We start from the raw sequence: 24,919 nt of genomic DNA, 5'->3' as shown, positions 1-24,919 counted from the left end.
ATTGTGATATACTAAAGCTAAGGAGGTGCTACTTATGTCAAAGGTTAAAGAGAATTTGCTTCATTTTCTGGAGAAGGTTGAATCAGGGAGTGTTACTGCTCAGGATATTCACAATGCGCAGAGTATTTTAGAGTCTTCTGTAATCATTTCCTCAAGAAGTGTGTTGCGTAGAGGGAAGCCGGGATTTCGTAACAGGCACCAGATTAAATTCACTCCGACCTTGAGTAATGCTTTCCAATCAGATGATTTCTATACGGTTCAAGAGGTTGCTCAGCGCTTCAATGTGACGGATAAAGCAGTGTATAAATGGATTAAGCACAATAAAATTGAGTGGGAACGTACCAGTCAACATAGCAGGGACATCCGAATTCCAAAGAAGCAATTTAAAAGTCCTCCTGCAGAAGCCGAAGTCTCAGTGCTTGAAAAAGCCATTTTCAATGATGCAGTTGAGATGGAACTCGTTAATCGTAAGGATCTATACCGTGATGAAGACTAAAATTGTGATCTGGGATGGCTGCATACTCGCTGATCGGTTCATTTACCGTAACCATAGGGTTCGCAAGGAATTCGACCGGTTATATGATTTGCACATCAACGGTCTTGTGGAATTCTGCCTGCCCAAAGCGGTTCAGGCAGAATTCTATGGATTGCTGCGCTCAGGAGGTATAGCCACCCGTATGGAGAAAGATGGCCCGATGATACCAGTTGCTTTCGAACATGACAAACTTATGCTACTCTTCAAAATGTTCGACGGAATTTTTAATGTGGAATTTCTGGATTCATTGGCACACATTGCTTGGCCTGAATTTTCAGATGATTATAAATTGATTGTGGAAGAGATTTTGCAGGAGGAATATGGATGGAGCAATAAAGGCCAAGATGTGATAGAGAAGTATTTGGGAAAGACAATTGCTATGTTACAGGAGGAAGCGAAGAAGGAACGAGGACGTAAAAAGCCGCTTAAAGATATGGATGATTACCCTGTGATGGCTGCCGCTATTATACATAACGCTGATATCATTGTGACTTATAATCTTAAAGATTTCATTGATCCGTTTGGCAGGATTCGTGTAATGAATTTGGATATGTTCCTGACACCGGAAATTCAGGATTCCTTGTTTTGAGATTCTAACCACTGGGTCTAAAGTGCTATAGAAAAAGAGGAAATTCCTTCCTTGACGGAGAATGTTGAATTATGACATTTTTGTTAGCGGAGGGGATTAGAATGGCAAGAAGAAAAAGTAAAGCAAAGCAGGAAGAAGAGTTTTTTCAAGGATTGGTTGGCTTGGCAGCAATGGGGTTGGCATTTGGGGGGTATTATGTAACAAAATCTATTCAAGGTGCTGTAGTTGGAGCAATTATTGGGATTGCTATAGTAACCGTTATAATGATTATTATTGGACAAAAACGAGCTGAACGCCTGAAGAAGTCAGGGATTTCTGACATTGACAAAATGGAAGGTGTTCAGTTTGAGAAGTATTTAGGGCATCTTTTCCGAGCACAAGGGTATAAGGCTGAAGTAACCAAGGCTGCTGGAGATTATGGGGCGGATCTCATTATTCAGAAGAATAATAAAAAGATTGTTGTTCAAGCCAAACGCTATAGCAAAAATGTTGGAATCAAGGCTGTGCAGGAGGCGCAAGCATCTATTGCTCACTATGGAGCGTCAGAAGCTTGGGTTGTATCGAACAGTGATTATACAACTGCTGCCTATGATCTGGCAAGATCCAACGGGGTTAAGCTAATTAACCGCGAAGCCCTAATTGAGATGATTCTTGCCATGAATCCGGGAGCAGCACCTTCACCCAAAGCAGTTATTGCGGAGGTGCCGGTAGATGAGTACACTTGTCCAAAGTGTGGAAGCAAACTTGTCCTAAGAAATAGCTCTAAGGGTCAATTCTATGGCTGCAGCAGCTTTCCCAAATGCCGGCATATTAAAACAATTGAAGTAGTGTAAAAGATCACTAACCCAATATCAGGTTCTTTAATACTCTGGATTTTAGGCATTCTCTTTTAAAAAACAGGCTATGGTATGAGACGGAAGTCGCTACCATAGCCTGTTTTTTTACAAAAATATGTCTAACTTAGTGATAACAATCAGATATTGTTATAATTCAAAATCAGGCATTTTCTTTAAACGTTCAAACCCAGAAGGAACCCCGTAAATTGCCGCAGCTTCTTGTACAGTCAAATTCTTATGTTTAGATTCATAAAGCAACTCATCAGGCATCAAAAGCTCCACAGCAAATTGATTCGCTTCCCGTTCAATCCGATCCACAGAATAAAGAGTGTGTCTTCGTAGAAATGGAGTGTTCACATTCGGGTGTAAAATGACATGTCCTAATTCATGAGCGCAAGTAAAACGTTGGTCCTGCTCAGAGGCAGCGTTATTAATATGTATCATTTGTAATCGACGACTGGAATTATAGTAGCCTAACATGTCACCCAACAATTCAAAAAGAACCAGGATGTTTTTCTGGGATGCAATCTCAAATGGGTCATTGGTTCTGTGCTTCTTGATCAGTTGGGCTACAGTGGATTTGATCATGCTGTATCCCTTTCCTGATTAATCTCTGTACTTATTGGGAGTGAACTTTTGTTTAGATAGTTCTCTGGCCAATCGCAAAGAATTTTCAAGTGAAATAGCAAATAACCGCTTGGTTTCCTCATCCATGGGTTCCCCATTAAAAGCTAATGCCTCGTTTGATTGGAGATCAGCAAGCATGCGTTCCAGGTCTTTGCCGATGTCCTTTTCGTCTTTGGCAGTGAGATTGTAATAAGCCTTACCGTTGTTCTTGCTAAAGCCTTCTTCTTCACTGTCCTTTTTTTTACTTGGTGTTTTATCATCTGTTTCGCCTAACAAATAGTCAGTAGATACATTAAAGAAATTAGCCAACAAAACAAGCCGATCTCTCCGAGGAATTGAATTGGATACTTCTAATCTTCGGATAGTTGCTGAAGGAATATCCAATATATTTGCTAATTGTTCTTGAGTAAGACTACGTTCGTTTCGTAGTTCTTTTAGTCGATTATTAAATAAAGACATATCATTCACCGCCTTCCTAAAGAATAACCTAAAATGTTCGTAAAATAAACGTTCATATAATGAGCTATTTAGTATTGACATGCTCGATATACGAACATATAATGTGGTTATTAAAGTTCGTAAAACGAGCAAGTGGAAGGTGGGAGGGAAATGAAAGAGAAGCGTGAGAATCTTATAATTGCTAGAAAAAAGAAAGGATGGACTCAAGAAGAACTTGCAAAATCAGTTGGTATTTCAAGAGCATACTTAGCTAACATTGAAAGAGGAGAACATGATCCCTCTCTAAAAGTGGCACAACTAATATCATGCCAGTTAGAGTTAAGTGTAGATCTCATTTTTTTTCAAAGTAATGTTCGTTAAACGAGTCATTCGATTTAATCATATGTCTTGAACTCATAAAACAATAATCATGCAATGGGGGAAATGTATAAATTCGATTATAGTGTTCCAAAAACGAACATCCTATTTTTTTACTTAATGTTATTCGAAAAATAAAAAAGGTGGTGAGAAATCATGGTTGTCCCTCGATCATCCCGGCATACACATAATGCCAGGGGGGATGCTGGCATGATTGTTGCAACCTATACATTTGGTGAGACAAAGGTTCACATCTGCGATGACCATCTTGTTACAGACCCGGAAGAACGGGAGAGAGTGGAGATTGCGATTGCTGATGCTGCTTGGGCATGCCTACAAGATAATGCAGATCCGGAATGAAGCAAACATAATCATTATAGCCTTTATAAAGCGTTTATATAAGGAGCTAATTCATAATTTGAACTCATTCAATTTCAAATATTCTGGGCAGGGCCTAGAAGTCATTCGGAAGAAGACAGGAGCAAGTGTAATGAGGAAATTAATAAGTATTGCCCAGCGGCTGGTGAAGAGAACACAAGAGATTGACGCAATTAAAGAAGAGCGACATTCGTTATTTTCAAAAATAGAGGCCAATGAAGAGCAAATCATACAATCGCATTACGAAATGGAGTTTAAAAGGCTTGAATGCATGTATTTGAAGTTAGAGCAAATCAAGGAATGGAAGAATCATACGGATGTTTATGACGCGCAGGTCTACCAGCAACAACTCAAGCGTATGGAAGCCATCACAGAAAGATGTATCTCATCTATACTCAAACGGCTTTTTGAAGGAGGTTATGGTCAAGAGTTAAAAAGGCGGGGGCTTGTTAAAGATTACATAGAAGCAAGTCCACCACTATCTCCTCAAGGATGTGTGATTCAAGGTGAATTTGTTCACAAAAGTTCTCTCTTATTGAGCATCCCCCATGAGTGAGTGGAACGCACTCTCCATCCGATACATGCAGCTTGCCGTTTTGTCTGATGCTAACAACACTTTAATTACAGAATCAGATCGCCAAAAGGCAAGAGAAGAACTTCACCTCCTGCGAACCATTATTCTGGATCTTCCGGAAGACATTCTGGGCTTAGTGCGGCTGCATGTTTCCTTGTAGAGAAATAGGACAAGCCCAGGACTTATACTGAACGCATTTTTGCGCTCAGTTCGAAATGAAGGAAGGATTACTGAGTGCCTAAGCACTCAACGCAAAAATGCGTTAACCCAATCATAAGAATGGGGGGAGAGGTGAAATCCCTAGTAAACGATATGCCAATACAACGAAGTAGATGCAGGCCAGCTAGAGTTTATCAGTGGGATTCAAGAGGCTGATTCTGAACGCCCCACCAATCAAAGGAGGAAGACCATATGCAAGAGTGGAGCAATAATGCCTGCCTTGGGTATATCCGTGCGGCATTATCACGCAAAGGCTGGGATGAGGAACAGATTAGAGAAGTCGTTCGTGCCGTGTATTATGAATTTGATTTTAAGACCATAGAGGAAGCTGCCCAGCTGTATGAAAGATCATTTGATTAACTGGCACATTAGAGTAGCGACGGGATTTCTCGTAAATGAAATAAGAGAAATCAGATAACAACCAAAGGAGTGAATGTATGTGGGGAATGCAAACTCATTGCCGGTGATCACTGGCAGGGCTGCTGCAGAATATCTGCAGGACTGGCTGCACATCTCTGCAATTGTGAAGGTAGTGTCAGACGACCGGAAGCATCTCTATTTCAGAGGCAAGGATCAGATCGGAAGACGGATGGAATATCGTGTGGAGACTGTAGCTGAAGCTGATTATCACAACATTTATGAACGGACTTCAAATTCCGAGCAACCTGAAGAGTGGGAGTGGGCCGATGCGATCTCAGTGAGGAGGAAGGGCTGACGGAGCCGATCCAGGCATTATGGCTGCGCTTATAGCTTCTTATGATGAATAACCGCCTGATGATGGCTGGAGGGATACCAGCCGAAACCTACCGGTCAGTGCCGGGAAGGTCGCGGAATCCGCCGTAGAGGAAGGGCTACTCCATCCCCTATGTACAGCAATGTATTTGATTCATCAGAACGGCATAACGAAGGGTGGATGTTAATGACAAACGGACTTACAGTTCCATCGCTTGCAAGAAACCAGGATGAGAACGGCCATTTTGTCTACGTGGAGAATGGACAAGCCATGACCGATAGCCGGAGCATTGCGGACAAGTTCGGCAAACGTCATGCGGATATTCTGAGAAGCATTAAGACACTGGAATGCAGTCCCGAATTTACTGAACGCAATTTTGCGCTTAGTGAATATTCGGATAGGTCGGGACGCAAGAATCCGTATTACAAGGTGACCCGGGACGGTTTTGTGTTCCTGATTACGGGCTTTACCGGTCGTGAAGCGGCGAGATTCAAGGAAGATTATATTGCGGCCTTCAATCAAATGGAGAACCAGCTACAACAACAAGGCAGGCTTGCTTCCGCACCACCCAATCCGTTGTTCATTAGTGAAGCGATTTTTACTCAAATGAAGGAACGCGTACAGGAAGTAGAGCAACGGCTGGGCGATGTAGTCAAGGAAGTCACACTCAAGACCGTGGAGCAGAAGAAGCTGCATGCGGCTATAGGCCGCAGGGTGATCTTGTTGGCGAATCAGGCAAGCCGGAGGCCGGGATTCTACCGGCAATTGTACCGGGCGATCTATGCCGAGTTTGAGGTTGCCAGCTACAGGGATATCCGCAAAGAAGACTTGGAGAAGGCACTGCAATATGTGGAAGGCTGGAGACCGCTAACTTAACGCGGTTCTGTGCTCAGTTGAGTTTCGTCTAATGAACGATTCTATGCGTCCAGTGGACTGAACGCAGTCTGTCGTTAAGTGTTTCTTGTACATTTTGGGATAAACGCAGTATTGCGCTCAGTAGCTACAGGTCAGTGAACGCATTTCTGCGCTGAGCTTTGCAGAGAGGCTGAACGCAATTTTGCGCTCAGTGCCGGGGACTAGAGGGAGGTGAGGAACTTTTGCAGGAAGAGATGACATTACCCTTACTCGCGACCATCTGGTTTGAACGTAATCCGCTGCAGCATCATGTGCTAGTCAAGAACATTATGCGGAGTGAACAACAAAAAAGGTACATAAGCACCGCAAATGCTTACGTACCTGGTCCAACACGCGCGGCTATTATCTCATAAAACATTCAGTAATGCAATTTCCTCACTTAGCGCAATTTTGCGTTCAGTAGACCGGAGTGACAAGGGGGGCGTGCGATGAAGCATGTCGAGCAAATGGATCTGTTTGATCTAATCGATGTTGAGATCGAGCAGCCGCCAGAAGTCTTGAACGGGATGTACTACGAGCAGGCAACCGGCTTATTCGTGTCGTTTGTATGCGGACGCAGGCATTATGAGTTCCCCGCCAAGGGCTGCGGTCTGAACCGGGAATGGCAGAAGAGAACCAAGCGATTCAGGGCGATCTAGGCCCGACAGAATACAGGAGGCGATGCCGTGGATTCCAGTGTTAATCCTCAGCCAACGGATGCTCACATCAGAATATCGCATGAAATACACCGAGAGCTGATCCGGCGGAAATTTTCTCAGCGCCAGCGTAATGTCATAGATTTTATCCTGACGCTGAGCTGGGGGTGCGGGAAGCCATCGGCGATCATTCCGGAATTGAAGGATTTTGCTGAAACAGGGATAGGTAAAAATCATATCCGTGGTGTCTTAGAAGAGCTTCTTCAAGGGAATGTCATTCTTTGGGATAAGGAGTTGAATACTTTTCAGCTGAATAAGCATTACGATCTCTGGACCATGGAGTCAGTCATCAGTGCGAATCCCAACAGGTTCAAGGAGCTAATCAATCTCAATCTGGCGAGGCCTTCAGCTAATTTACTGAAGTTTACCGTTCCCGAAAAGGGAACTGAGTTCCCGGAAGAGGAACCGAGTTCCCCAAAAGGGGACCGAGTTCCCAAAAGAGGAACCGAGTTCCCAAAAGAGGAACCGAGTTCCCTAAAAGGGGACCGAGTTCCTGAAAAGGGAATTGAGTTCCTGAAAAGGGAACTAGCCAGTTCCCGAAAGGGGAACCGCACAGTTCCCAAAAAGGGAACCGTGACACGCAATTATTCTAGTCGTATCAAGGGTTTCAGCGTTTCTAAAGCTAGTATTAAAGCTATTAAAAGATTTAAAAGAACTACTACTACAACAATAACAACAACTAGAACCAGCACGGACATGGTGAAGCCGGATCAGGAGCCCTATTCTTTCCAGAACAACTTGCTTGACTACAAAAATAACTTTATCGCAGGCGGCAGGCTAACACCGTTTGACGAAAATGACCTGCAGTCCCTATACGACACCTACGGAGGAGAGTGGCTGCATACCGCCATGAGAGCGGCCTACCGGCTCGGGTCAGATAAGCGAAACCTGGCTTATGTACAAGGCATCCTCCGGGGATATCGTGAGCGGGGCGGCATAGACAACAACCCGGAAACCAGGAAATCCGCAGGGCCTTCAGTTACGCAGCATGTTTCAAGGAGCTACGAAGGTTCGCGTAGCCAGGGCGGAAGAAGCAGAAAGCCGCAGATCCTAATCTCGACCGATGATGGAGGTGGGACGATGCCTAACCCGGATGAAATGGCTGAGATGATGCGTAAGGCACAAGAGATCAAGGAAGCCAAAGCCCTGGAACGAACCGCAGTGCGTCAACGATGAAAATTCAAATACCAACAACGAATTGAAAGGACGGAACAGATGAGCACTCATGTGAAATCCCGGGAAAAGAAGAGTAGAGCCGTGCGTCCCACACGGAAGCAAAAGGGAGTGATCAGCCTGCACCGGTTGGCACCAGAGAACTGGCTGGTATTACGTGCTACTCCCGGGCAGATAGAGATTGTGCACAAAAAGAAGGGAACGACACGTTTGCTGAACTGCTAGTAAAAGCTATAGACGGAGCGAAGCTGGGAGAGTATAGGGCTTCCGACAGGGAGAGTCATGCATTTAAATCAGAACATACGCTCTCTTTTTGAGATAGGAAGTACTTAGTTTACAACTACCGAGCAGGCGGGCGAGTTACAATTATTTTGATGTGTGGGAAGGAGGGGCAGGATTATGAGTCAATTCTCCGCCAAGCCGATTCATCCTCGCGCCATGGACATGATTAACAGGGCAATCCGCCCACTGTTATCTCCAAGTAAGGGGTGCACCATTGACCGCCTGAAAATGTGTGTGTGTCCGGATGCAGATATTGCTAAGTATGAGTCTGTCAAGACCTCTTTCGGATCACTGCGGATCACTACCAACCCGTACATCACGAAAGGTGTGGCTTATGTGGTGGAAGATCCGGGACGGGGCGAGATCGGTTTTGCCTGGGTGACTCGTCAAGGCTGAACCATTCGAGAATGAAGGAGGAGCACAATGCCAAATACACAGGGGCGCTTTACCAAACAAGAAGTGCTGGAATCCGGTCTACCGTACTACATTCCGCGTTCCAAGCGCTGGGAAGGCAAGGGTTATTCCTTTGCCATCCTGCTAACCAAAACGCGTTGTCAAAAGCTTGGCGTGCCAGTCTTGGGTACACCTCATGCTGAAGCTCCATCAGCTTTTCTCTACAGCGCCAATGCTGGCGCAGGCACAGCGGATACGCAGCATCGGTATGTTGCACTGTACGACCGTACCGATGCCTACCAGGAGATTAAGGATAAGCTGCTGCCATGGGAAATGATGAGAGTCTAACCGTCAACATGAACCAAGCAAGCGAAGGGGGGAAGGTGATTGATCTGCCTTCATTGCGGCAATAGGTGCCAGGAAGTAGGAGAGTACGCCTTCCAGTGCATTGTCTGTAACAAGGGATTTGAACAAAGCTCTTGGGATTTCGAGTTGCAAGAGACAGAGGGCTTACCCAGGGGGGAGTGTGAGGGATTGAAGAACTTTCAGGTCACGGAGCTCAACATCTCATTGGTACCGGTGGATTGGTTATTTGCAAGGTACCAAAAGTTGAAGAAGTCAGTAAAGATAACAGCTGCGGTGGAGCAAGAACTGATGATCATTAAGGAGCATTTGGAGAAAACGAGTAAATCTTCTGTCCGTGCTTGCGATGAAGAAGTGGAACAGATTGAAATGAATATCCCTGTAGCCATCCGGCAGCAATACGTATCTATCGTAGAGTACCGCTTGAAGCAATATTATCAGGCAAATAAACGGATCAATTGGTTGAAATCACAGCTGATGCAGATGAAACCGAAAGAGCCTAAGGTCACGGCGGGGATGGAACTTACCGGAGTCAGTGGACGATCAGGAATCCCTCACTCATCAACGGAGCAAGCCGTCATGAGTATGTATGATAAAGCCGAACGGCTCCAGGATGAAATATGGGAGGTTGAGGATCAGATATATCCGATGGAAAAAGCCTTGCGTAGCCTTGATCCTGATCAACTCATGCTGATTGAAGCGAAGTATTTTTGCCGGGAGGAAGAGTTAGATGAGTACCTAATGAACAAATTCAACTGGTACCGTGCGAAGTATTATCAGGTGAAGAAAACCGCACTTATTTTACTGGCACAGTCCCTGCGAATTATCTAGAGACCGTTCAGGACTTTAATAGATCTCAACTTCAGGACAGAAAGGATGACTCTTATGGAATCAGATTATCCCGTATTCAATGCAGCGCAAATGCTCAGATTTGTAAATGAGGATGCTTATCTCAAATGGATGTATGCCGATCTTTTGAAAAAAGGGCATGCCTCTGAAACAGCATTAGAAGTCCTGTTTAACGGAAATGTATTGGGGGATTCTGCTATGACAGATGAGTATGAGTTATATGCCAAAAAGGGAGATAAACACTAAGGCCACTGGAATACAAACGTCCCCTGTACGCAGGGGACAGCTTTCAAGAAGAGGTTCAAGGTCTATATGTACAAGCACATGTATTCTGAGAGCCATCCTCGTATATGGCATATCCGAGCGTCGAATCAGTAGGACCATATATCCGAATCAACCAAAAGGAGTTCAGCAAACATCTGGCCAACTATGATCGAGGCTGGGAGCCCCCAGAAGATAGCACGACTCGTGCAGTTATCGAAGTAGTAGTTCGGCAATTTGATAAGGAGGTGAATTATGAAGCTGGGTCTGTTTGAACAAATGATCTTGTGTCGTGTATTAATGGAAGCAGATTATAAAGAAGTCCATTATGCACATTCGAATGATAGATGCCATGTTTTTCATACGGATATCGGCCTGGTCGCTGTTGATCGGGAAACGGGTAAATTTGATTCCAAAGAATATAAACAGATGTTTCGATGAGACGGATTGATGCACGGTTGACGCAAACTGTAAACTAAAAGGGCACCGAAGTGCCCAATATGCATCTATTATTTTGCTGGTGTGAAAGTAAAGGTTTCTTTGTATTTTCTATCATGGGATTCGTTATTTGAAGGTTTTCCGTACCAACTAATCTCGATTTGAAGTTCCTTTGAATCAACAGAAATAGGGAAATTAGAAAAGTCGACTATCTCGCCATGTTTAAAAATTTTGTGATGATCGTCTGAAATGCTTAATCCGAACTTTGTTTGGGTATTTGGTTCATCTCTATAGGAGTTAAACACTACATTTTCTAAGCCAACCCCGATATTGGTGATGATAATGTTGTACATTTCACTTTCATTTTTACGAGGTTTTGACATCTTAGAGTCATATTTCTCAACTTTCTTGATTTCAACTTTCCACTGATCAGATTGTTTTGATGCAGGTGTTTTGAAGAGATCATTTGATGCTACGGCAGCATATGGAGAAATTCCAAATGCTAAAAAACAAAAAGCAAAGAAAATTATTAGTTTTTTCAGAATTGTTGCCCCCTGTGAAATAATCAAATTTTGATTAGTATCTCTTTAAGAAGAAAAAATATTCTATTGCGCAGTACGAAGACACTGATCGGTAACAGCATAAAGCCAAGGGGGATTTTGAGATAACCAAAGCTGAAACCGTAGAGCAGTTTTATATTTTGAAATGGCTGGAAGCAAATTTCGTAGAGGAGTTGCTAGAAATCGAGCTAGTAGACTAGTAGATAGGTAACCCGTGAAGATAAAAGATGCGGACAATAAAATCGCTCGTGTTACTTACACTGGCAAAGACAACATTATTATAACCGAGGAGTGATTGAAATGAAGATCGCTGTGTATACCGGAATTACGGGTATGGGAAAACGGTTTGAACGTTATACAACACTTGAAGAAATAGAGGGGTACGAGAACAAGGTTAAGGCCAAGGGGATTATATCCAGCCTAAAAAGAACTGGAGCGTGTGTCCTTCCATTTAAGGGGAGTATTGAAGCGGTTTATTATAAAGTAGTTCCAGAATCTTAATAGATCTCTAAACATAAATGAGGAGCGTGAATCAATGAACTTTAAATTACAGAAAGGACACCTACAACGGCGGCGAACTTTATTGCAGCAACTTGCAGATTATAGCGATCTTATGGAGGAAGCAATAAAGAAAGAAGATTTGGAGCTCTACGAGAAAATGGAGAGAGAGTTCATACGCATAATTGAGCAATTAGAGTTCGTGGGTAAACGTTACAAATAAATTTTCATTAGTGAGTTTCATCTTGAGGTGACCTCGTTCAATTTCTATTTCAATAGTTCCAAAAAGCATGCTTTTTGATACGCGGGAAAAATGCCTGTATTTACGTCTCAAAATATCCTAAAATAACTTTAGAGACGTTTCACATTCGACATGGATATTTTGAGACGAATATGGGGGAGAAAGTCATATGAAGCTGGGATATGGCCGTGTGTCGGCTAAGGATCAAAATCCGGAACGGCAGCTCGTCAAGTTTCGGGAGCTGGGCATTGAAGATCGGTTTATTTTTGTCGATAAGCAGAGCGGCAAGGACTTCGACCGCCCACGCTATCAGGCTATGCGTCTGATGATCCGGGAAGGCGACTTGGTGTATATTGATGCGCTGGACCGGCTTGGCCGGGATTACGATGGCATAATTACCGAGTGGAAGTACATCACGAGGGAAGTCGGCGCTGACATCGTATGCCTGGATAACGAAACGTTGTTCGACTCCCGGAAGTTTAAAACGATGGGCGATTTCGGCAAAGTGATGGAAGACCAATTTTTAAGCCTGCTGGCATACGTGGCCGAGCAGGAGCGCAAGAAGAACCGGCAGCGGCAGGCGGAAGGGATCGAGGTTGCCCGGGCGGACGGCGTTATATTCGGTCGGCCCAAGCAGGAGATCGACGAAAAGTTTGTGGAAGCGTACCAGGAATGGAAAGCTGGCCAGCTTTCCGCGATGGAGGCTATGCGTCGGATCGGTATGAAAAAGCCTACGTTTTACCGGCGAGTGAAGGAATACGAGGAAATCAATGAGCGATTCTAGCTGTTGCCACGGCGTCTATTTCGTTTCGCCCGGTGCCAGTTATAATTAATCGAAAACAATGATCGCAGCTCCTTCACCGGCGCTGCTTTTTTCTTTTTGGGGTAGTACCAGCGAAGCTGACACCACCCGCAAAGTAAATCACTCAAACATCAAGGTGAAAGTTTATACCTGCCAGAGTACACGATTTGTACATTAACATTGATATTTCGTAAGGAATCTTTGTTTAGCACAGTCCCGGATGCAATCCGTGTCCATTCATAAGGATTCTTGCGAAAAAGAGATTCCCCCAGATTATAAATATCTATTTTCTTTTCGAACGCGTTTTGAAAGGTATGCCTAATTTGATGCTCAATTTCTTTTTGAGCCATCTGCGTAAGTTCTTGCTCCGTAATTTCTGCATGTAGCTCGTTTACTCCAGCCTTCACCTTAATGGAAATATCGAAATATGCTTTGTCATATTTAACCCATGGTTTGACATCATATTCGGGTTTTTCAGCAACGAGAACTGCAACAAGCTTGTTATCAGTAAACAAGTTAATGGGCATCCGAACTGTATGTTTATTCAGCCATGGCATTCCTTTTATTTCTTCGAGGCTCATGCGTGCGTAGTAGTTGTCCTTATCGTATATTTGTATGCCTGAAAATCTAAGCAACTCGTGCGGTTTTTCATTTTCTTTCCACTGATCCTTTCGAACAGAAATTTCTGGTATGTAGCTTATCTTCGCCTTTTCGTTTGAATCCATTACAAAATTTTGAATACGGATCGGAGCGAGGATAGAACGCTGCCGATAATTCTGTTCGGGGTTATGCAGAATCGATGCTTTTGGCGATAATTTGAAAAATGAAGTCGCAAGCAAGATCTCGTCGAGAGGGTCGCGCGTACTGAACACCCACGCTAAATACCTGATCTCACGATATCGGTTAATCAGTTCTAACACTTCACCGACTTTTCGTTCCTTCAATAACCTTTCGCTAAACAAGATTGCAGAGATTTGTCCCCAGTTTAACCTTTGTTGCGAAGTGCTGTATAAATCATTCGCTGCTTCTGTAAACGAGATACCTTTTCCTCTACCGATCCAGACCGGGGGCTGTTCCGCTTTCTGCTGTCCTTCCAATTTTGCCACTGTCGAGAAATCGAGCATTTGCGCATAAATGATGTACTGACCATCCACATAGTCAATTCCAACAGCCGTTGCATAATTCATGTTTTGCAATTCATATTTGCTCCAGCATCCGGTGAGAATGCAGGGGAGCAAGAGAAGAGCGGCACATTTGTATACGTTCATTGCTGCCCCTCCCCTTGGCGTGTGGGATCTTGAGTGTTTAGCATGTCAGGGCGGGTTTTCCGCCATTTCCAAGGTAATCGAAACAAGGCATTGGCGAAATCTTTATATGGAGGCGAAACCGGAGCCAGGTAAGGCAAACCGCATGAATGTAAAGAGGCTAAGTGAGTTATTACGATAAACAACGCAAGTAAGAAACCATAGATCCCCAAAATCGATGACATAGCGAACAGAAAAAAGCGCAAAATGCTTATCGTCCCAGATAGTGACTGGCTGGATAAAGTTGAACCGAATACTTGCGTAATTGCACCTATGACGACGATGCTGGGGGACAAAAATCCTGCACGAATGGCTGCATCCCCTAAAATGAGCCCTCCTACTACCGTAACTGTAGACCCAACCGCGGAGGGCAATCGAACACCGGCTTCCCGCAATATTTCCAAAAAGATGAGCGCGAGAAACATTTCCCCTGCCACGCCAAGAGGAATACCTAGCCGGTTGACGCCAAGTGTTGCAAGAAGGTAATAGGGTAGTTGATCTTGATGATACGCAAGAATTGCGACCCAAAAACCGGGTAGCATAAGTGATACGGATAATCCAAGCAAACGAAGCGATTGTCCAAACGTAGCAGACAAAGCAGTATAGTGGATGTCTTCTGGCGTTTTCAGGAGCAGGAACAAATTGGCCGGAGCGATCAAAGCAACTGGTGTACCATCCACTATCAGCGCTACACGTCCATTCAGCATGCAGTTAACGGCAAAGTCTGGTCTTCCCGTATAGCCCATCAAAGGAAACAAAGCTTTGGTCGGTTCCAATAGCTCTTCCAGTTGAGTGGCGCTGAATGCTCCGTCAATGTGAAGGCGATCCAATTTCGCCTTAATATCTTGGACAATTTTCGGATCAACAATGTCTTGCATATAGAGAATTGCAATGGTTGTTTTTGTTCGGACACCTACGGTTTTCGTTTCGTATACCATGCTGGTTGACTTGATTCGTTTTCGAATTAACGCAACATTGACACCGAGTTCCTCAACAAACCCGTCTTTCGGCCCACGAATGGAGACTTCGATATTGGATTCTTCGGGCTGGCGTGCCGGTTTTTTCGATATGTCGAGGGAGAACAATGAAGTTAGCGCCGAAATAAACAATAGCAGTTTTCCTTCGAAAATGTCCGTTTCGGATTTCTGCTCCCACTCCTCGAAGGAAATGCTCTCAAGCTGTAATTGACTCGACTCAAGAAGTTCCTGATTCTTATGAAAACCGTGATTTTCGTAAAACCGAGTCAAGTGAGGAAGCACTACATCCTGAATGAGTTGTTGATTGTCACATAATCCATCGCAATACAGCAAAACGATGCTTGATTGATCGTCGCCAGCTACTAATTTATAAACATGATGCTTGACATCACGACACATCTGGAACTGTTGAAGAAGTGCTTGTTCATTAAGAGGTTGCGTATCAGGAGTCCCTTTTTGTGTCGACGATTTCATGTGATTTATCCATTTATGTTTGAAAAGATTGATCATCTTCACGTGCTCCTTTTACTTCTTGTTGAAATAAATATTCGCGCGACATAAACGAGCATGGCCCCCAAGGTAAAGATACAAAACGAAGGGAAGTAAAATTGGCTGAGCAGATCTTGAAAAAGCATATCGCTGATTGGCAACAATGTAGCAGCCAGCATGAGTAAAGCGCCCAGAAACATAGGCAACCACCTATACTTTTGCATTTTCCACAATTCGCTTAAGAGATACAGCGAAAGAGAAACTCGAATGTACATACCGGATAGCCATTGGTATATTGAGAGAAAATCAACATGCTCGACATATTCGCCTAGTCGAACCATCCTCCATTGTGCGTATGCGGGATATCGTTGATGTGCTGCCTCATCAGGCCCAAACGTGGAAATCGAACCCATTAAAGAACCTATCGTAAGTCCGCATAGTAAGATGCACATAATCATTAAGTTTTTGAAACCCGGCTTCTTTGTTAACTTGTGCTGAAACAAGGTAAGCACCATCAATTCCAACAATCCCCCAGCCGCGTAGGGAACACCTTTCCAAATTGGAGGTGTTCCGTTTTCGAGATAAGGCAAAAGCAGGGTGTAGTCTTTAAACTGAAAGTTTGCAGCCATGACAAAGTCGCCTAGAATAACAACAAAAGGCAACAATATTCCACTTAAAATTGCAATGGTGCGAAGCCCTTGAAATGCCGCAAAAATGCATCCGATCAGCGTTGTTCCAGTAAGAACAAGCAGAGGTGTTTGAGGCATATACGTTGCAATCGTCCATGTTGTAGTATCCTTTAAAGAAATGAACCCCATAAGCCATACAAGCACACTGTATAGGACAATTAAGGCTGCTGAGAAAAATCTTCCGAAGTGTTTCGTTAACCAATCCCTAACATGCATGCCGTTCATGTTGTTTAGGATAATACTCAGAATGCCAACCCATATTGGCGAACAGATTAATACAAGAAGTACCACAAGCCAGGCATCTCGTCCCGATGCACCGAGCAGCAACGGGATGATGATAACATGGTTAAGCAATCCTACTGAAAGCAATATGATCATGTATGACTGTAACACCGAAATTTTTTGCATTAACTCACCGCATCCTCATAAAGTTCCGTCTTTAATTTTGTAAAATGAACTTCAAAGCATTTATTCCCATATTGTCTCATTAAGAATGCATTTGTATACTGGATTTGTCTCGGAGGGGATCATGTGAAGCGAAACTGGATGAGTTAATCGAGCATTTTACATTTCTTCCAAACGAAATGCAGCAAGTCGGGAACAAATCTGGGGAGACTCGTATGGGATTTGCGGTACTGTTTAAGTTTTTCCAATACGAGGCGAGGTTCCCCACGTATAAATTCGAAGTGCCCAAAGCGGTCATTCAATACATTGCGAAGCAGATCGAAACACCGGCAGAGCTCTATGCACAATATGATTGGGCTGGCCGATCCATTACCTATCACCGAACACAAATCAGAGAGTTTTTCGGCTTTCGTGAGGATACCATCCAAGATGCTGAAGAGGTAATCGATTGGCTATGCAAAAATGTGTTATTCCAGGATCACGACTTCGAACATTTGGTTGAGATTGTATACCGGCGATTTCGGGAGATAAAAGTTGTACCGCCTACGCCCGATCGCATCGAGCGACTTATTAGAGCGGCAATCCGTACATATGAAGAGCAATTTTTCCAAGCCACACTGGGCAAGATGCCCACGTCGTCTTTGTCTAAATTGGATTCACTTGTAGAGCGCATCGCATTTCTGGATGAAGAACAGGGCGGTTCAAGCAGCGACGAGGGACTTCTTTCTTTTCAAGAGCTGAAGTCCGATCCAGGCAAACCAGGTGTTGAAAGTGTGTTAAGAGAAGTAAGCAAGCTACGAACGATTCGAAATCTGGAACTTCCGGATGATCTGTTTCGTGATATCCCTCTTAAAGTATTGACCAAGTACCGACAGCGGACCGCAACAGAGGATCTCAGGGAACTTCGCCGGCATCCTGATCCGATCCGTTATACACTGTTGGCCGCCTTCTTCCGGCTAAGAAGCATGGAAATAACGGACAATTTGATCGAGCTGCTTATTCAGATCGTCCATCGGATAGGAGTAAGAGCAGAACGTAAAGTCGAAAAGGAAATTCTGAATGACTTACGCAAGGTAAGCAATAAGTATGGAATTTTATTCAACATGGCGCAGTCCGCAATCAATAATCCAGATGGAGTAATTCGTGATGTCATTTTCCCGGTTGTTAATGAACAAACATTACGGGATTTGATAAAAGAATTCAAACACACCGGACCGGCCTACCGAGAGAAAATTCATACCATTATTCGGGCTTCTTATGGGAGTCAGCCCGAGATTCTTCAATACGATATTCCGATGGCCGAGATTATTCGAGATTTCGGGCGGTATTTTCATGTATTGTTTTTGCTCGTAATCTATGGAGAAATATTCACCACATTGATAGGCAATGTATTCGGAATTTCTCGTCAAATCCAAAGTCTATATAATCTTCCTAAAAGTTGGTTGGTTCTTGGCATATTACTTGCTAGTTTTTTGATTAGTCAAGCCGGTTTCACCTCCTTACTTACTTATCTTTATCCGCTATTTGGGTATATGGGTTTGATACTTCTTATTTTTTTAGCAGTTCAACGGATGCCCAGGGACTAAGTCTCCATATTTTTATAAGTTGATTCGGCACGAAATCCAACTATTGGGTAATTATGCTACTATCGGAATTAAGGCACAGGGTTCCATCGATCCAACTTCTTATTTCCAAAACTTTTGGCCTGCCGTCTTAATAGCTAACATAAATGACCTCCATAAGAATAAAGAATACAGCATAGGGTAGACAGTTGCATGTCATATAGAGTATTTCCAACGACTTCACCTAAAAATAGCTGAAATGAAGTCAAACGGTGTTACTTGACTAAATTGGTTTTTCCCTAACATCTTTGTAATGATGGACAATCCTACAAAACCTAGCAAGAACTCAATTGAGAATTGAAGAAACAACTTTTCATTTCCTCTTTCATCAAATGATTGGTGAAAGCAAGCATGCCGTTTGATCGAGAATCCGCTGCAAATGCGTGCGTTGAGGCGGGACTTCCATCCGTAAGGGAATGGAGTCCGCAAGATCATGCTCGAATTGTTCCGCCAGTTTTCGTGCTACTTCAGAACTGTACACAACTTCGCACACTTCATAATTCAGACGGTAGCTTCTTAAATCAACATTTGAGGAGCCTGTCTCGGCAATTTCTCCGTCAATGATCATTAACTTCGCATGCAACACGCCTTTATTGTAGAGGTAGATATGAACCCCGGCTTCCAAAAGTTCTCCATAGTAGGTCCGACTTGCAGCTCCAACGATGATCGATACCACGTGGCGGGGAACTAAGCGCACTCGGACACCGCGAACCAAAGCTGCTTTAATCGCCATAATAATGTCTGCATCTGGCACAAAGTAAGGCGCGATATTCCAATGGGCGTCGAAGACTGCTTGCAGTTCGTTTGAAGGTTAACCCACTATTCGAATATGGGTGTCGCGTCAAAGCCGACATTCGACTTTAATCCGGTATATTCATCCCCGATATTGATGCCTCCAGTAAAAGCTTCCTGACCATCGAATACAACAATCTTACAATGATTTCGGCAACTCCAATAGGACAGCGCCCAAGGGAAGCGAATGGGGAAAAAAGATCGGCATTCAATTCCAACCTTCATCATTTGGCGGCCGTAGCCATGGGCGTGCGTTGGGCCGAGGGGGAACTTGGATACTGTCAGCTTTAGCAGTGGCGATGGGGGCGGCAGTGTTTAGGTTTATCCAAGGTTAGCTGTCTAAACAAAAGAATAGTGGCGAAAAGAGATCAAACCCTACTCAACTTGTAGGGTTTGATCTCTTTTCTAATCTGTTCACCGATGAAAACAGACAAGCCATGTCCTCAATATTCATGGTTTGTCTGTTTTTCTTAAAACCCCTTATATTGAGGCTCTTCATTTTCCAACTGTTGTACGCGGCTTTCTACTTGCTGCACGATTTGTTGGGTTTGTTGGGCCGCATTCGTAAAGAGCGATTTTGCTTCTTGATTTTGTGTTTCCAAAGCAAATTGTTCCAGACTCGCCTGAGCACTTTTTAAAGATGCTACGCACGTTTTCACTTGAGAAGCAACTGTCACGGAATGTCACCTCCTTTACCTTAGGATAGGATAATGTTTCAGGGGTAATAGGAATAGATGCTTACATTCTCCCAATACCGAAATTAATATTTCCGTCTCGCAACAAAAGTATACGTTAGAAAAAAATTCAAATGGAAATGCATGAAAATAATGGAATTAGGACATATTAACTTTTGTCGATTAATGTGATTGGAAAGGAATGGTGATATTATGCCGGATTGGGTAGAAATCGCTTTGCGAACGTTGTTGGCTATGGGGGTACTTTTTGTCCTAACGAAGATATTGGGGAAACGGCAGGTATCACAGCTGTCATTGTTTGAGTATATCACCGGAATCACGATCGGCAGCCTTGCAGCTTACGTTTCGTTGGATCTGGAGACCAATTGGTATTTAGGCTTGGTTGCGATGACGGTTTGGACCGTTGTTTCTTTAGGGATTGAATTTCTACAGCTGAAAAGCAAAAATGCAAGAGACCTATTCGACGGCAAAGCAACAGTGCTCATTAAGGACGGCAAGATCATGGAGGATAACCTAAAAAAAGAAAGGATTACCACGGATGAACTTATGGAACAGCTTCGAATAAAGAATGTGTTCAAAGCTGCCGATGTTGAATTCGCCATCATGGAGTCAAGCGGTGACGTTAGCGTTCTTTTAACCAAGGAAAATCAACCGTTAACGCCTAAACACCTGGGAATAAATGTCGGGCCAGAACAAGAACCTCAATCGGTCATTATGGATGGAAAAATAATGGACGAACCGCTTGCCACGATAGGTCTAAACAGGAAATGGCTGGATACGGAACTGGAGAAATTAGGTGTTTCGATTGATAACGTATTTCTTGGACAGGTGGATTCCTATGGCCAGCTATACGTTGATTTATTTGATGATCAGATCAAAGTACCGAAACCCCAGAAAAAAGCCGCGTTGCTTGCAACATTGAAAAAGTGTGAAGCGGATCTCGAAATGTTTGGCTTATCTACCAAAGAACAAAATACAAAGCAGATGTACGAGCAATGTTCAAAAGCGTTAGAAAAGATTATTGATGAAGTTAAACCATTGCTGATTCGTTAACAATTCGCTAATTATACGTCAGCTGAAAGTCGAGGAGGATGTTCATGGCAAATAATATAAAGAAAAATTTAACGCGGGTACAACAGGAATATAAAGAATTGGCGCAAAGCGTCGAACCTCCGAGGCCCATACTCAAAAACTTCATTCGTGCGTTTATAGCCGGCGGGGCCATTTGTTTGGTTGGACAAGCCATCCAGGAAATGTTTGTGCATTGGGGCGGCTTTGATGAGAAAAAAGCTGGGGACCCTACCGTGGCGGTTATGATACTCCTTTCTGTCATTCTGACCAGCATGGGGGTGTACGATAAGTTTGCCCAATGGGCTGGTGCGGGTTCTGCAGTGCCTGTGACGGGATTTGCGAATTCGATGGCATCCGCTGCGATTGAACATCAGAGTGAAGGTATGGTGCTCGGTGTTGGCGGTAAAATGTTTAAACTGGCTGGACCGGTTATTGTATTTGGTACAGTCGCCGCCTTTGCGGTAGGAATTGTACATTTGCTGATCAAAGGCGGGGGAGGCTCTTAATATGTTAAAGGGACACCAGAGTTGGCTATTTGAGAACAAGCCGTTCATCCGATCAACAGCAACGGTAGTGGGTCCATTTGAAGGAAGAGGCCCGCTGGCCAAAGATTTTGACATTGTCCATGGAGAATCCATGATGGGACAAAAGAGCTGGGAGAAAGCAGAAAAGGCATTGATTGAAGAAGCGGCAAAACTGGCTATTGAAAATGCGGGGTTGACAAAGGAACAAGTACAGTTTTACATAGGCGGGGATTTGATGAATCAAATCATTAGCAGCAGTTTTGCCGCGCGAACATTATCGATCCCTTACCTCGGTGTGTTTGGCGCTTGTTCAACCTCGATGGAAAGTCTGGCATTAGCAGCTAACCTTGTAAATTCCGGTTCGGCGAAATTTGTGTTGGCGGGGACATGCAGCCATGATTCCAGTGCGGAGAAACAGTTCCGATATCCGACCGAGTACGGTTCGCAAAAACCGCCAACCGCCCAATATACGGTAACCGGGGCCGGTGCTGCCATCGTATCCATGGAAGGTGACGGACCGGTTGTTACATCTGCCACCATTGGCCGGGTTATCGATATGGGCATTAAAGATCCGTTTAATATGGGCGCAGCGATGGCTCCTGCAGCGGTAGACACCATTGAGGCGCATGTTCGAGATTTGGGAATTGAACCGGGTTATTACGATTTGATCGTTACCGGCGATCTTGCGAAAGTCGGATATGAAATCGCCTGTAAATTGTTTAAGAAACATAACTTTCCCATCGAACAAACCGAATATTCCGATTGCGGGATGATGATTTACGATTATGAAACCCAAATGGTTCAAGCCGGAGCAAGCGGCTGCGGTTGTTCGGCAGTTGTTACCTATGGACATTTGCTAAATCGGATGCGAAGAGGTGAGCTGAAACGAATCCTCGTTGTCGCTACGGGGGCGCTGCTATCCCCGATTTCATTTCAACAAGGGGAAAGCATTCCTTGTATCGCTCATGCCGTATCCATAGAGGCAGGAAGGGAGATATTATGATTTTTCTTTGGGCTTTTTTGGTGGGAGGTGCAATCTGTGTTTTCGGACAATTTTGTTTTGATGTCTTGAAACTTACACCGGCCCACACCATGACCCTGCTTGTTGTATTGGGCGCGATTGTCGACGGAATTGGATGGTATGATCCGCTGATTGAATTTGCCGGGGCAGGAGCATCGGTTCCGATTACAAGCTTTGGTAACGCTCTTGTCCATGGTGCGCTTCAAGAACTAAAGAACAATGGCTGGATCGGGATCATCACCGGAATTTTCGAAGTGACCAGTGCCGGAATATCCGCAGCGATTATTTTTTCGTTTCTCGCTGCATTGTTCGTAAAACCCAAAGGATAATACGGGGCCCAATCCAAATTTCGTTGGCTAAAATACACTGTAACGGTCGGTCAGGGCGATCCCTAACCGGCCGGTTTTGATTATGAGAAACATTTACTTGTTCCAAATCTGTACGGAATGTCCCCATCGATAATCTCAAAGGTTACGTTAACCAAGCTATAAAAGCCATATACTGTCAGACACTATTTATTTCGGTTCCTATATTCTCCATCACTTCTTTGGTTCGCTCCATTAAACTCGGCTCGGTTGGAACATTTTCACTTGCCTTTCCATCCAAGATTATTGGAGATTTGTTACTTGTCGTTTTGATTCGCTGTCTAAATTGTGATTTAAGTTCGCTTTTTTCCATACTTTCTCCTTTTCATTCGCCATTTTCAGAATATGCAACTGATATTATTCCGATTTTCATATCCTTTATGCATCATAGGAGTCAGGTCCCCAAAAGGCGGTGTTTCCGCCTGCATATAGACAACCAACCCGATAAAATGACCGGAAACCGGGCGGATGCCGTTGTCGCTTCTATGCGCCTGCCATAGACTAATGCTGTAAGTTCAACTTTACCTAACCCAAGGAGGAATGTTTTCAAATGCAGTTTATCAAACAGGCAATGCCCATGTATACGCATGACCAGGCCGCTTATGTCAGGCAAATGTACGATTGGCACATGAAAATGGCTCAGTATCACGAACAATTACGTACCTTTCATCTGGAAAGGGCGAAACAATTTCAAAAGCTCTCCGAAGAAAAAGCGAAAACGTCAGAAATATCCAGCGACACCAGCGCCGCTTAAAGGCGAACCGACATGGAGCGATGTGATGAATTGGCCGCATTCCGAATCAAAATCTGGGTCCGCTATGTAACCCTTCGTTCCCAATATGGAACCCGGATGCCCTTGTCTTTCGACCAGTTCTGGTATGACTTTTTGGCCAGGCACATGCTATCCGACTGTGGCGTAGAGCAAGTATATGAGGACTTCTGCAACAACTGGGAGAATCGGTGTGTGAAAAATGTTTGCGATTCGAGCCATCGGTAGAATGCCTGCGAAATAGGACCACCAAAAGGCCGGCTGTTGCCCAAAATGGGCAGCTCCGGTCTTTGATATTTGTATGCAGGGGACAAGGGTAGATGGGATCGAATCCAAGCGGAACTTTCACGATGCGGATTACTGCTTGGCGGAATAGGATGATTCGTTTCTGGACAACTTAAATGCTGTTTGCATAAATTTGGAAAGGCGGATACCTACATGTCACCAACATTCAGTACAAGCGTTGAAAACCGGACTATCTCTACCCCAAGACAACCGAATCGATGTAAAAATTGCATCTGGGGCAACTGGGATGGGTTGAAACAATTCTGTTCGAAACCTGTCTGCATTAAGAATCAACCAATATAAGGGGTCCACTTCTTTTACTTGATCATGTTCGGTTATCTGTAAACAATTCATGCCCAGTGACTGGCATTTTTGCCGATGACGCATATAATGACGTGATCCAACTTTGAGGAGTGATGAATCATGTCCGTTGCGGCTCAAACAAGTACAAAGAGTTTACCTCCCTTTTCCATATGGGGAGTTCATGCATCTGTCGCCGGAAGACCGGTTGTGTGGGGCAAACTCGTGATGCGTGTTTTGCCGGACCAACAAATTCAAGGCACCATCCAATTTCGCGGAACGCCGATTCCGATTGAAGGAAGCTGGAATGAAAGCGCGCAGCAGATCATGTTTCATTCCCCCTACGCCGCCTACTCCGGCCATTTAACCATCTATGACGATGTCCAGATTCAACTTCGGCATCTGGTTCTCACCGGACGTCTGCAGATGCTACCTCCCTCTATACAGGCGGGCGAATATGGAACCTGGGTAGCGACAACTGATATAAGCTTGGCGGGGTATAGCGGCTATGTCCCACCGCAACCGCCTTCAACTTCGTTGCCACCGGTTGGCGTATTTGTAACGTCGAATATACTGTATGGAAACTCGCGTATATAAAGCAGGCAAAGCAGGCACATATCGAATGAAAAATGATCGGTATCCGGATAACGGAAAGGGGTGGATCGGTGGACGAAAATCAGATTCATCATGCAATCGAACAAGCCTATCAATTGATTGTTGAAGCACACCGCAACATGACTGACATTTGGCGCACTCACGTACTGTTTACGCGGCAATGGTGGTTTGGAGTAGGTTTATCGATATGCCCCTGGCTATTTTGGATCGGATTTCGGG

At 44.2% G+C, this 24,919-nt stretch carries 37 protein-coding genes; 27 read left to right on the top strand and 10 right to left on the bottom strand.

Going from position 1 to position 24,919, the window contains the following annotated elements; all coding sequences use genetic code 11:
* Positions 1 to 34 precede the first annotated feature (34 nt).
* The 3 genes from M2108_RS13210 to M2108_RS13200 all read left to right on the top strand — a co-directional run bounded on the left by M2108_RS13210 (position 35) and on the right by M2108_RS13200 (position 1,957).
* Positions 35 to 496 (top strand): helix-turn-helix domain-containing protein, encoded by a 462-nt coding sequence (locus M2108_RS13210; RefSeq protein ID WP_277469804.1) that lies wholly within the window; start codon positions 35 to 37, stop codon positions 494 to 496.
* Positions 486 to 1,124 carry a hypothetical protein gene (locus tag M2108_RS13205; RefSeq protein WP_277469806.1) on the top strand — a complete coding sequence of 213 codons (639 nt, stop codon included), beginning with the start codon at positions 486 to 488 and terminating at the stop codon, positions 1,122 to 1,124. The genes M2108_RS13210 and M2108_RS13205 overlap by 11 nt, the downstream gene beginning before the upstream one ends.
* 101 nt (positions 1,125 to 1,225) lie before the next feature.
* On the top strand, positions 1,226 to 1,957 hold the full coding sequence (locus M2108_RS13200; protein WP_277469808.1) for a restriction endonuclease: 732 nt from the start codon (positions 1,226 to 1,228) through the stop codon (positions 1,955 to 1,957).
* Between the two features lie 150 nt (positions 1,958 to 2,107).
* Here M2108_RS13200 and M2108_RS13195 read toward each other — a convergent pair whose 3' ends face one another.
* Entirely contained in the window at positions 2,108 to 2,548 is a 441-nt protein-coding gene (locus M2108_RS13195) for an ImmA/IrrE family metallo-endopeptidase (RefSeq protein ID WP_277469810.1), read from the bottom strand.
* Between the two features lie 18 nt (positions 2,549 to 2,566).
* Positions 2,567 to 3,046 (bottom strand): helix-turn-helix domain-containing protein, encoded by a 480-nt coding sequence (locus tag M2108_RS13190; protein WP_277469819.1) that lies wholly within the window; start codon positions 3,044 to 3,046, stop codon positions 2,567 to 2,569.
* Between the two features lie 150 nt (positions 3,047 to 3,196).
* On the opposite strand from M2108_RS13190, the gene M2108_RS13185 reads away from it, so the two are divergent.
* The 14 genes from M2108_RS13185 (at position 3,197) to M2108_RS13125 (ending at position 10,679) form a co-directional block, all read left to right on the top strand.
* Positions 3,197 to 3,406: a helix-turn-helix transcriptional regulator gene (locus tag M2108_RS13185; protein WP_277469820.1), complete on the top strand. Its 210-nt coding sequence runs from the start codon at positions 3,197 to 3,199 to the stop codon at positions 3,404 to 3,406.
* Positions 3,407 to 3,613: 207 nt separating this feature from the next.
* A complete protein-coding gene (locus M2108_RS13180) occupies positions 3,614 to 3,763 on the top strand; it encodes a hypothetical protein (protein WP_277469822.1) in 150 nt (49 codons plus the stop codon).
* Positions 3,764 to 3,893: 130 nt separating this feature from the next.
* Positions 3,894 to 4,337: a hypothetical protein gene (locus tag M2108_RS13175; protein WP_277469824.1), complete on the top strand. Its 444-nt coding sequence runs from the start codon at positions 3,894 to 3,896 to the stop codon at positions 4,335 to 4,337.
* A 429-nt stretch (positions 4,338 to 4,766) separates the two neighbouring features.
* Positions 4,767 to 4,934: a hypothetical protein gene (locus tag M2108_RS13170; RefSeq protein WP_277469828.1), complete on the top strand. Its 168-nt coding sequence runs from the start codon at positions 4,767 to 4,769 to the stop codon at positions 4,932 to 4,934.
* Positions 4,935 to 5,013: 79 nt separating this feature from the next.
* Positions 5,014 to 5,289: a hypothetical protein gene (locus M2108_RS13165; RefSeq protein ID WP_277469831.1), complete on the top strand. Its 276-nt coding sequence runs from the start codon at positions 5,014 to 5,016 to the stop codon at positions 5,287 to 5,289.
* A 204-nt stretch (positions 5,290 to 5,493) separates the two neighbouring features.
* Entirely contained in the window at positions 5,494 to 6,183 is a 690-nt protein-coding gene (locus tag M2108_RS13160; protein WP_277469833.1) for a Rha family transcriptional regulator, read from the top strand.
* Positions 6,184 to 6,650: 467 nt separating this feature from the next.
* Complete coding sequence (locus M2108_RS13155; RefSeq protein WP_277469835.1) at positions 6,651 to 6,860, top strand: hypothetical protein; 210 nt, start codon at positions 6,651 to 6,653, stop codon at positions 6,858 to 6,860.
* A 27-nt stretch (positions 6,861 to 6,887) separates the two neighbouring features.
* Entirely contained in the window at positions 6,888 to 8,093 is a 1,206-nt protein-coding gene (locus M2108_RS13150) for a replication protein (RefSeq protein WP_277469837.1), read from the top strand.
* Between the two features lie 39 nt (positions 8,094 to 8,132).
* Complete coding sequence (locus tag M2108_RS31610) at positions 8,133 to 8,315, top strand: DUF6906 family protein (protein WP_481856904.1); 183 nt, start codon at positions 8,133 to 8,135, stop codon at positions 8,313 to 8,315.
* A 174-nt stretch (positions 8,316 to 8,489) separates the two neighbouring features.
* On the top strand, positions 8,490 to 8,768 hold the full coding sequence (locus M2108_RS13145) for a hypothetical protein (RefSeq protein WP_277469840.1): 279 nt from the start codon (positions 8,490 to 8,492) through the stop codon (positions 8,766 to 8,768).
* A 27-nt stretch (positions 8,769 to 8,795) separates the two neighbouring features.
* A complete protein-coding gene (locus M2108_RS13140) occupies positions 8,796 to 9,113 on the top strand; it encodes a hypothetical protein (protein ID WP_277469842.1) in 318 nt (105 codons plus the stop codon).
* Between the two features lie 186 nt (positions 9,114 to 9,299).
* Positions 9,300 to 9,959, top strand: coding sequence for a hypothetical protein (locus M2108_RS13135; protein ID WP_277469844.1), 660 nt, complete (start codon positions 9,300 to 9,302; stop codon positions 9,957 to 9,959).
* A gap of 54 nt (positions 9,960 to 10,013) precedes the next feature.
* On the top strand, positions 10,014 to 10,223 hold the full coding sequence (locus M2108_RS13130) for a hypothetical protein (protein WP_277469845.1): 210 nt from the start codon (positions 10,014 to 10,016) through the stop codon (positions 10,221 to 10,223).
* Between the two features lie 270 nt (positions 10,224 to 10,493).
* The gene (locus tag M2108_RS13125; RefSeq protein WP_277469846.1) at positions 10,494 to 10,679 is read left to right on the top strand and encodes a hypothetical protein; all 186 of its coding nucleotides are present in this window, start codon (positions 10,494 to 10,496) and stop codon (positions 10,677 to 10,679) included.
* A gap of 68 nt (positions 10,680 to 10,747) precedes the next feature.
* Here M2108_RS13125 and M2108_RS13120 read toward each other — a convergent pair whose 3' ends face one another.
* On the bottom strand, positions 10,748 to 11,245 hold the full coding sequence (locus M2108_RS13120; RefSeq protein WP_076098449.1) for a hypothetical protein: 498 nt from the start codon (positions 11,243 to 11,245) through the stop codon (positions 10,748 to 10,750).
* Positions 11,246 to 11,536: 291 nt separating this feature from the next.
* Here M2108_RS13120 and M2108_RS13115 point away from each other — a divergent pair, with 291 nt between their 5' ends.
* From M2108_RS13115 to M2108_RS13105, 3 genes are all read left to right on the top strand, one after another.
* Complete coding sequence (locus M2108_RS13115; protein ID WP_277469849.1) at positions 11,537 to 11,737, top strand: hypothetical protein; 201 nt, start codon at positions 11,537 to 11,539, stop codon at positions 11,735 to 11,737.
* 34 nt (positions 11,738 to 11,771) lie between these two features.
* Positions 11,772 to 11,957 carry a hypothetical protein gene (locus M2108_RS13110; protein WP_277469850.1) on the top strand — a complete coding sequence of 62 codons (186 nt, stop codon included), beginning with the start codon at positions 11,772 to 11,774 and terminating at the stop codon, positions 11,955 to 11,957.
* Positions 11,958 to 12,144: 187 nt separating this feature from the next.
* Positions 12,145 to 12,759: a recombinase family protein gene (locus M2108_RS13105; protein WP_127606894.1), complete on the top strand. Its 615-nt coding sequence runs from the start codon at positions 12,145 to 12,147 to the stop codon at positions 12,757 to 12,759.
* Positions 12,760 to 12,908: 149 nt separating this feature from the next.
* Here M2108_RS13105 and M2108_RS13100 read toward each other — a convergent pair whose 3' ends face one another.
* Genes M2108_RS13100 through M2108_RS13090 form a run of 3 tightly spaced genes read right to left on the bottom strand, consistent with a single transcriptional unit; the run spans position 12,909 to position 16,644 of the window.
* Positions 12,909 to 14,045 (bottom strand): Ger(x)C family spore germination protein, encoded by a 1,137-nt coding sequence (locus M2108_RS13100; protein WP_127606896.1) that lies wholly within the window; start codon positions 14,043 to 14,045, stop codon positions 12,909 to 12,911.
* Entirely contained in the window at positions 14,042 to 15,568 is a 1,527-nt protein-coding gene (locus tag M2108_RS13095) for a spore germination protein (protein ID WP_277469854.1), read from the bottom strand. The genes M2108_RS13100 and M2108_RS13095 overlap by 4 nt, the downstream gene beginning before the upstream one ends.
* A gap of 2 nt (positions 15,569 to 15,570) precedes the next feature.
* On the bottom strand, positions 15,571 to 16,644 hold the full coding sequence (locus tag M2108_RS13090) for a GerAB/ArcD/ProY family transporter (protein ID WP_277469855.1): 1,074 nt from the start codon (positions 16,642 to 16,644) through the stop codon (positions 15,571 to 15,573).
* A 104-nt stretch (positions 16,645 to 16,748) separates the two neighbouring features.
* On the opposite strand from M2108_RS13090, the gene M2108_RS13085 reads away from it, so the two are divergent.
* Positions 16,749 to 18,227, top strand: coding sequence for a DUF4158 domain-containing protein (locus M2108_RS13085; RefSeq protein ID WP_277469857.1), 1,479 nt, complete (start codon positions 16,749 to 16,751; stop codon positions 18,225 to 18,227).
* Positions 18,228 to 18,443: 216 nt separating this feature from the next.
* Here the strand turns inward: M2108_RS13085 and M2108_RS31605 are convergent, their stop codons facing one another.
* The 3 genes from M2108_RS31605 to M2108_RS13070 all read right to left on the bottom strand — a co-directional run bounded on the left by M2108_RS31605 (position 18,444) and on the right by M2108_RS13070 (position 19,732).
* On the bottom strand, positions 18,444 to 18,698 hold the full coding sequence (locus M2108_RS31605) for a hypothetical protein (RefSeq protein ID WP_481856905.1): 255 nt from the start codon (positions 18,696 to 18,698) through the stop codon (positions 18,444 to 18,446).
* Positions 18,592 to 18,996 carry a phospholipase D-like domain-containing protein gene (locus M2108_RS13075; RefSeq protein ID WP_277469858.1) on the bottom strand — a complete coding sequence of 135 codons (405 nt, stop codon included), beginning with the start codon at positions 18,994 to 18,996 and terminating at the stop codon, positions 18,592 to 18,594. The genes M2108_RS31605 and M2108_RS13075 overlap by 107 nt, the downstream gene beginning before the upstream one ends.
* A 529-nt stretch (positions 18,997 to 19,525) precedes the next feature.
* Positions 19,526 to 19,732 (bottom strand): DUF1657 domain-containing protein, encoded by a 207-nt coding sequence (locus tag M2108_RS13070; RefSeq protein WP_007781230.1) that lies wholly within the window; start codon positions 19,730 to 19,732, stop codon positions 19,526 to 19,528.
* 210 nt (positions 19,733 to 19,942) lie between these two features.
* Between M2108_RS13070 and M2108_RS13065 the strand changes: the two genes are divergently transcribed.
* The 4 genes from M2108_RS13065 to spoVAE are packed head-to-tail and all read left to right on the top strand — an operon-like array spanning position 19,943 to position 22,695.
* Positions 19,943 to 20,803, top strand: a complete 861-nt coding sequence (locus M2108_RS13065) for a DUF421 domain-containing protein (RefSeq protein WP_277469866.1) — start codon at positions 19,943 to 19,945, stop codon at positions 20,801 to 20,803.
* 44 nt (positions 20,804 to 20,847) lie between these two features.
* Positions 20,848 to 21,327, top strand: coding sequence for a stage V sporulation protein AC (gene spoVAC, locus M2108_RS13060; protein ID WP_005832062.1), 480 nt, complete (start codon positions 20,848 to 20,850; stop codon positions 21,325 to 21,327).
* A 1-nt stretch (position 21,328) separates the two neighbouring features.
* A complete protein-coding gene (gene spoVAD, locus M2108_RS13055) occupies positions 21,329 to 22,348 on the top strand; it encodes a stage V sporulation protein AD (protein WP_175393872.1) in 1,020 nt (339 codons plus the stop codon).
* Positions 22,345 to 22,695 (top strand): stage V sporulation protein AE, encoded by a 351-nt coding sequence (gene spoVAE, locus M2108_RS13050; RefSeq protein WP_277469871.1) that lies wholly within the window; start codon positions 22,345 to 22,347, stop codon positions 22,693 to 22,695. Before spoVAD ends, spoVAE begins: the two co-directional genes overlap by 4 nt.
* A 175-nt stretch (positions 22,696 to 22,870) precedes the next feature.
* On the opposite strand, the gene M2108_RS13045 is transcribed toward spoVAE, so the two are convergent.
* The gene (locus M2108_RS13045) at positions 22,871 to 23,044 is read right to left on the bottom strand and encodes a hypothetical protein (protein ID WP_023559065.1); all 174 of its coding nucleotides are present in this window, start codon (positions 23,042 to 23,044) and stop codon (positions 22,871 to 22,873) included.
* A gap of 237 nt (positions 23,045 to 23,281) precedes the next feature.
* Between M2108_RS13045 and M2108_RS13040 the strand changes: the two genes are divergently transcribed.
* The gene (locus M2108_RS13040) at positions 23,282 to 23,485 is read left to right on the top strand and encodes a hypothetical protein (RefSeq protein WP_023559066.1); all 204 of its coding nucleotides are present in this window, start codon (positions 23,282 to 23,284) and stop codon (positions 23,483 to 23,485) included.
* Positions 23,486 to 24,208: 723 nt separating this feature from the next.
* Positions 24,209 to 24,682 carry a hypothetical protein gene (locus M2108_RS13035; RefSeq protein WP_074729537.1) on the top strand — a complete coding sequence of 158 codons (474 nt, stop codon included), beginning with the start codon at positions 24,209 to 24,211 and terminating at the stop codon, positions 24,680 to 24,682.
* The last annotated feature ends 237 nt before the right edge of the window (positions 24,683 to 24,919 follow it).

The organism is Paenibacillus sp. PastM-3 (genome assembly GCF_029893965.1).
Classification (GTDB): domain Bacteria; phylum Bacillota; class Bacilli; order Paenibacillales; family Paenibacillaceae; genus Paenibacillus_AQ.
Note: the sequence above shows the minus strand (reverse complement) of the source record. Positions and strands in the feature narration are given on the sequence as shown.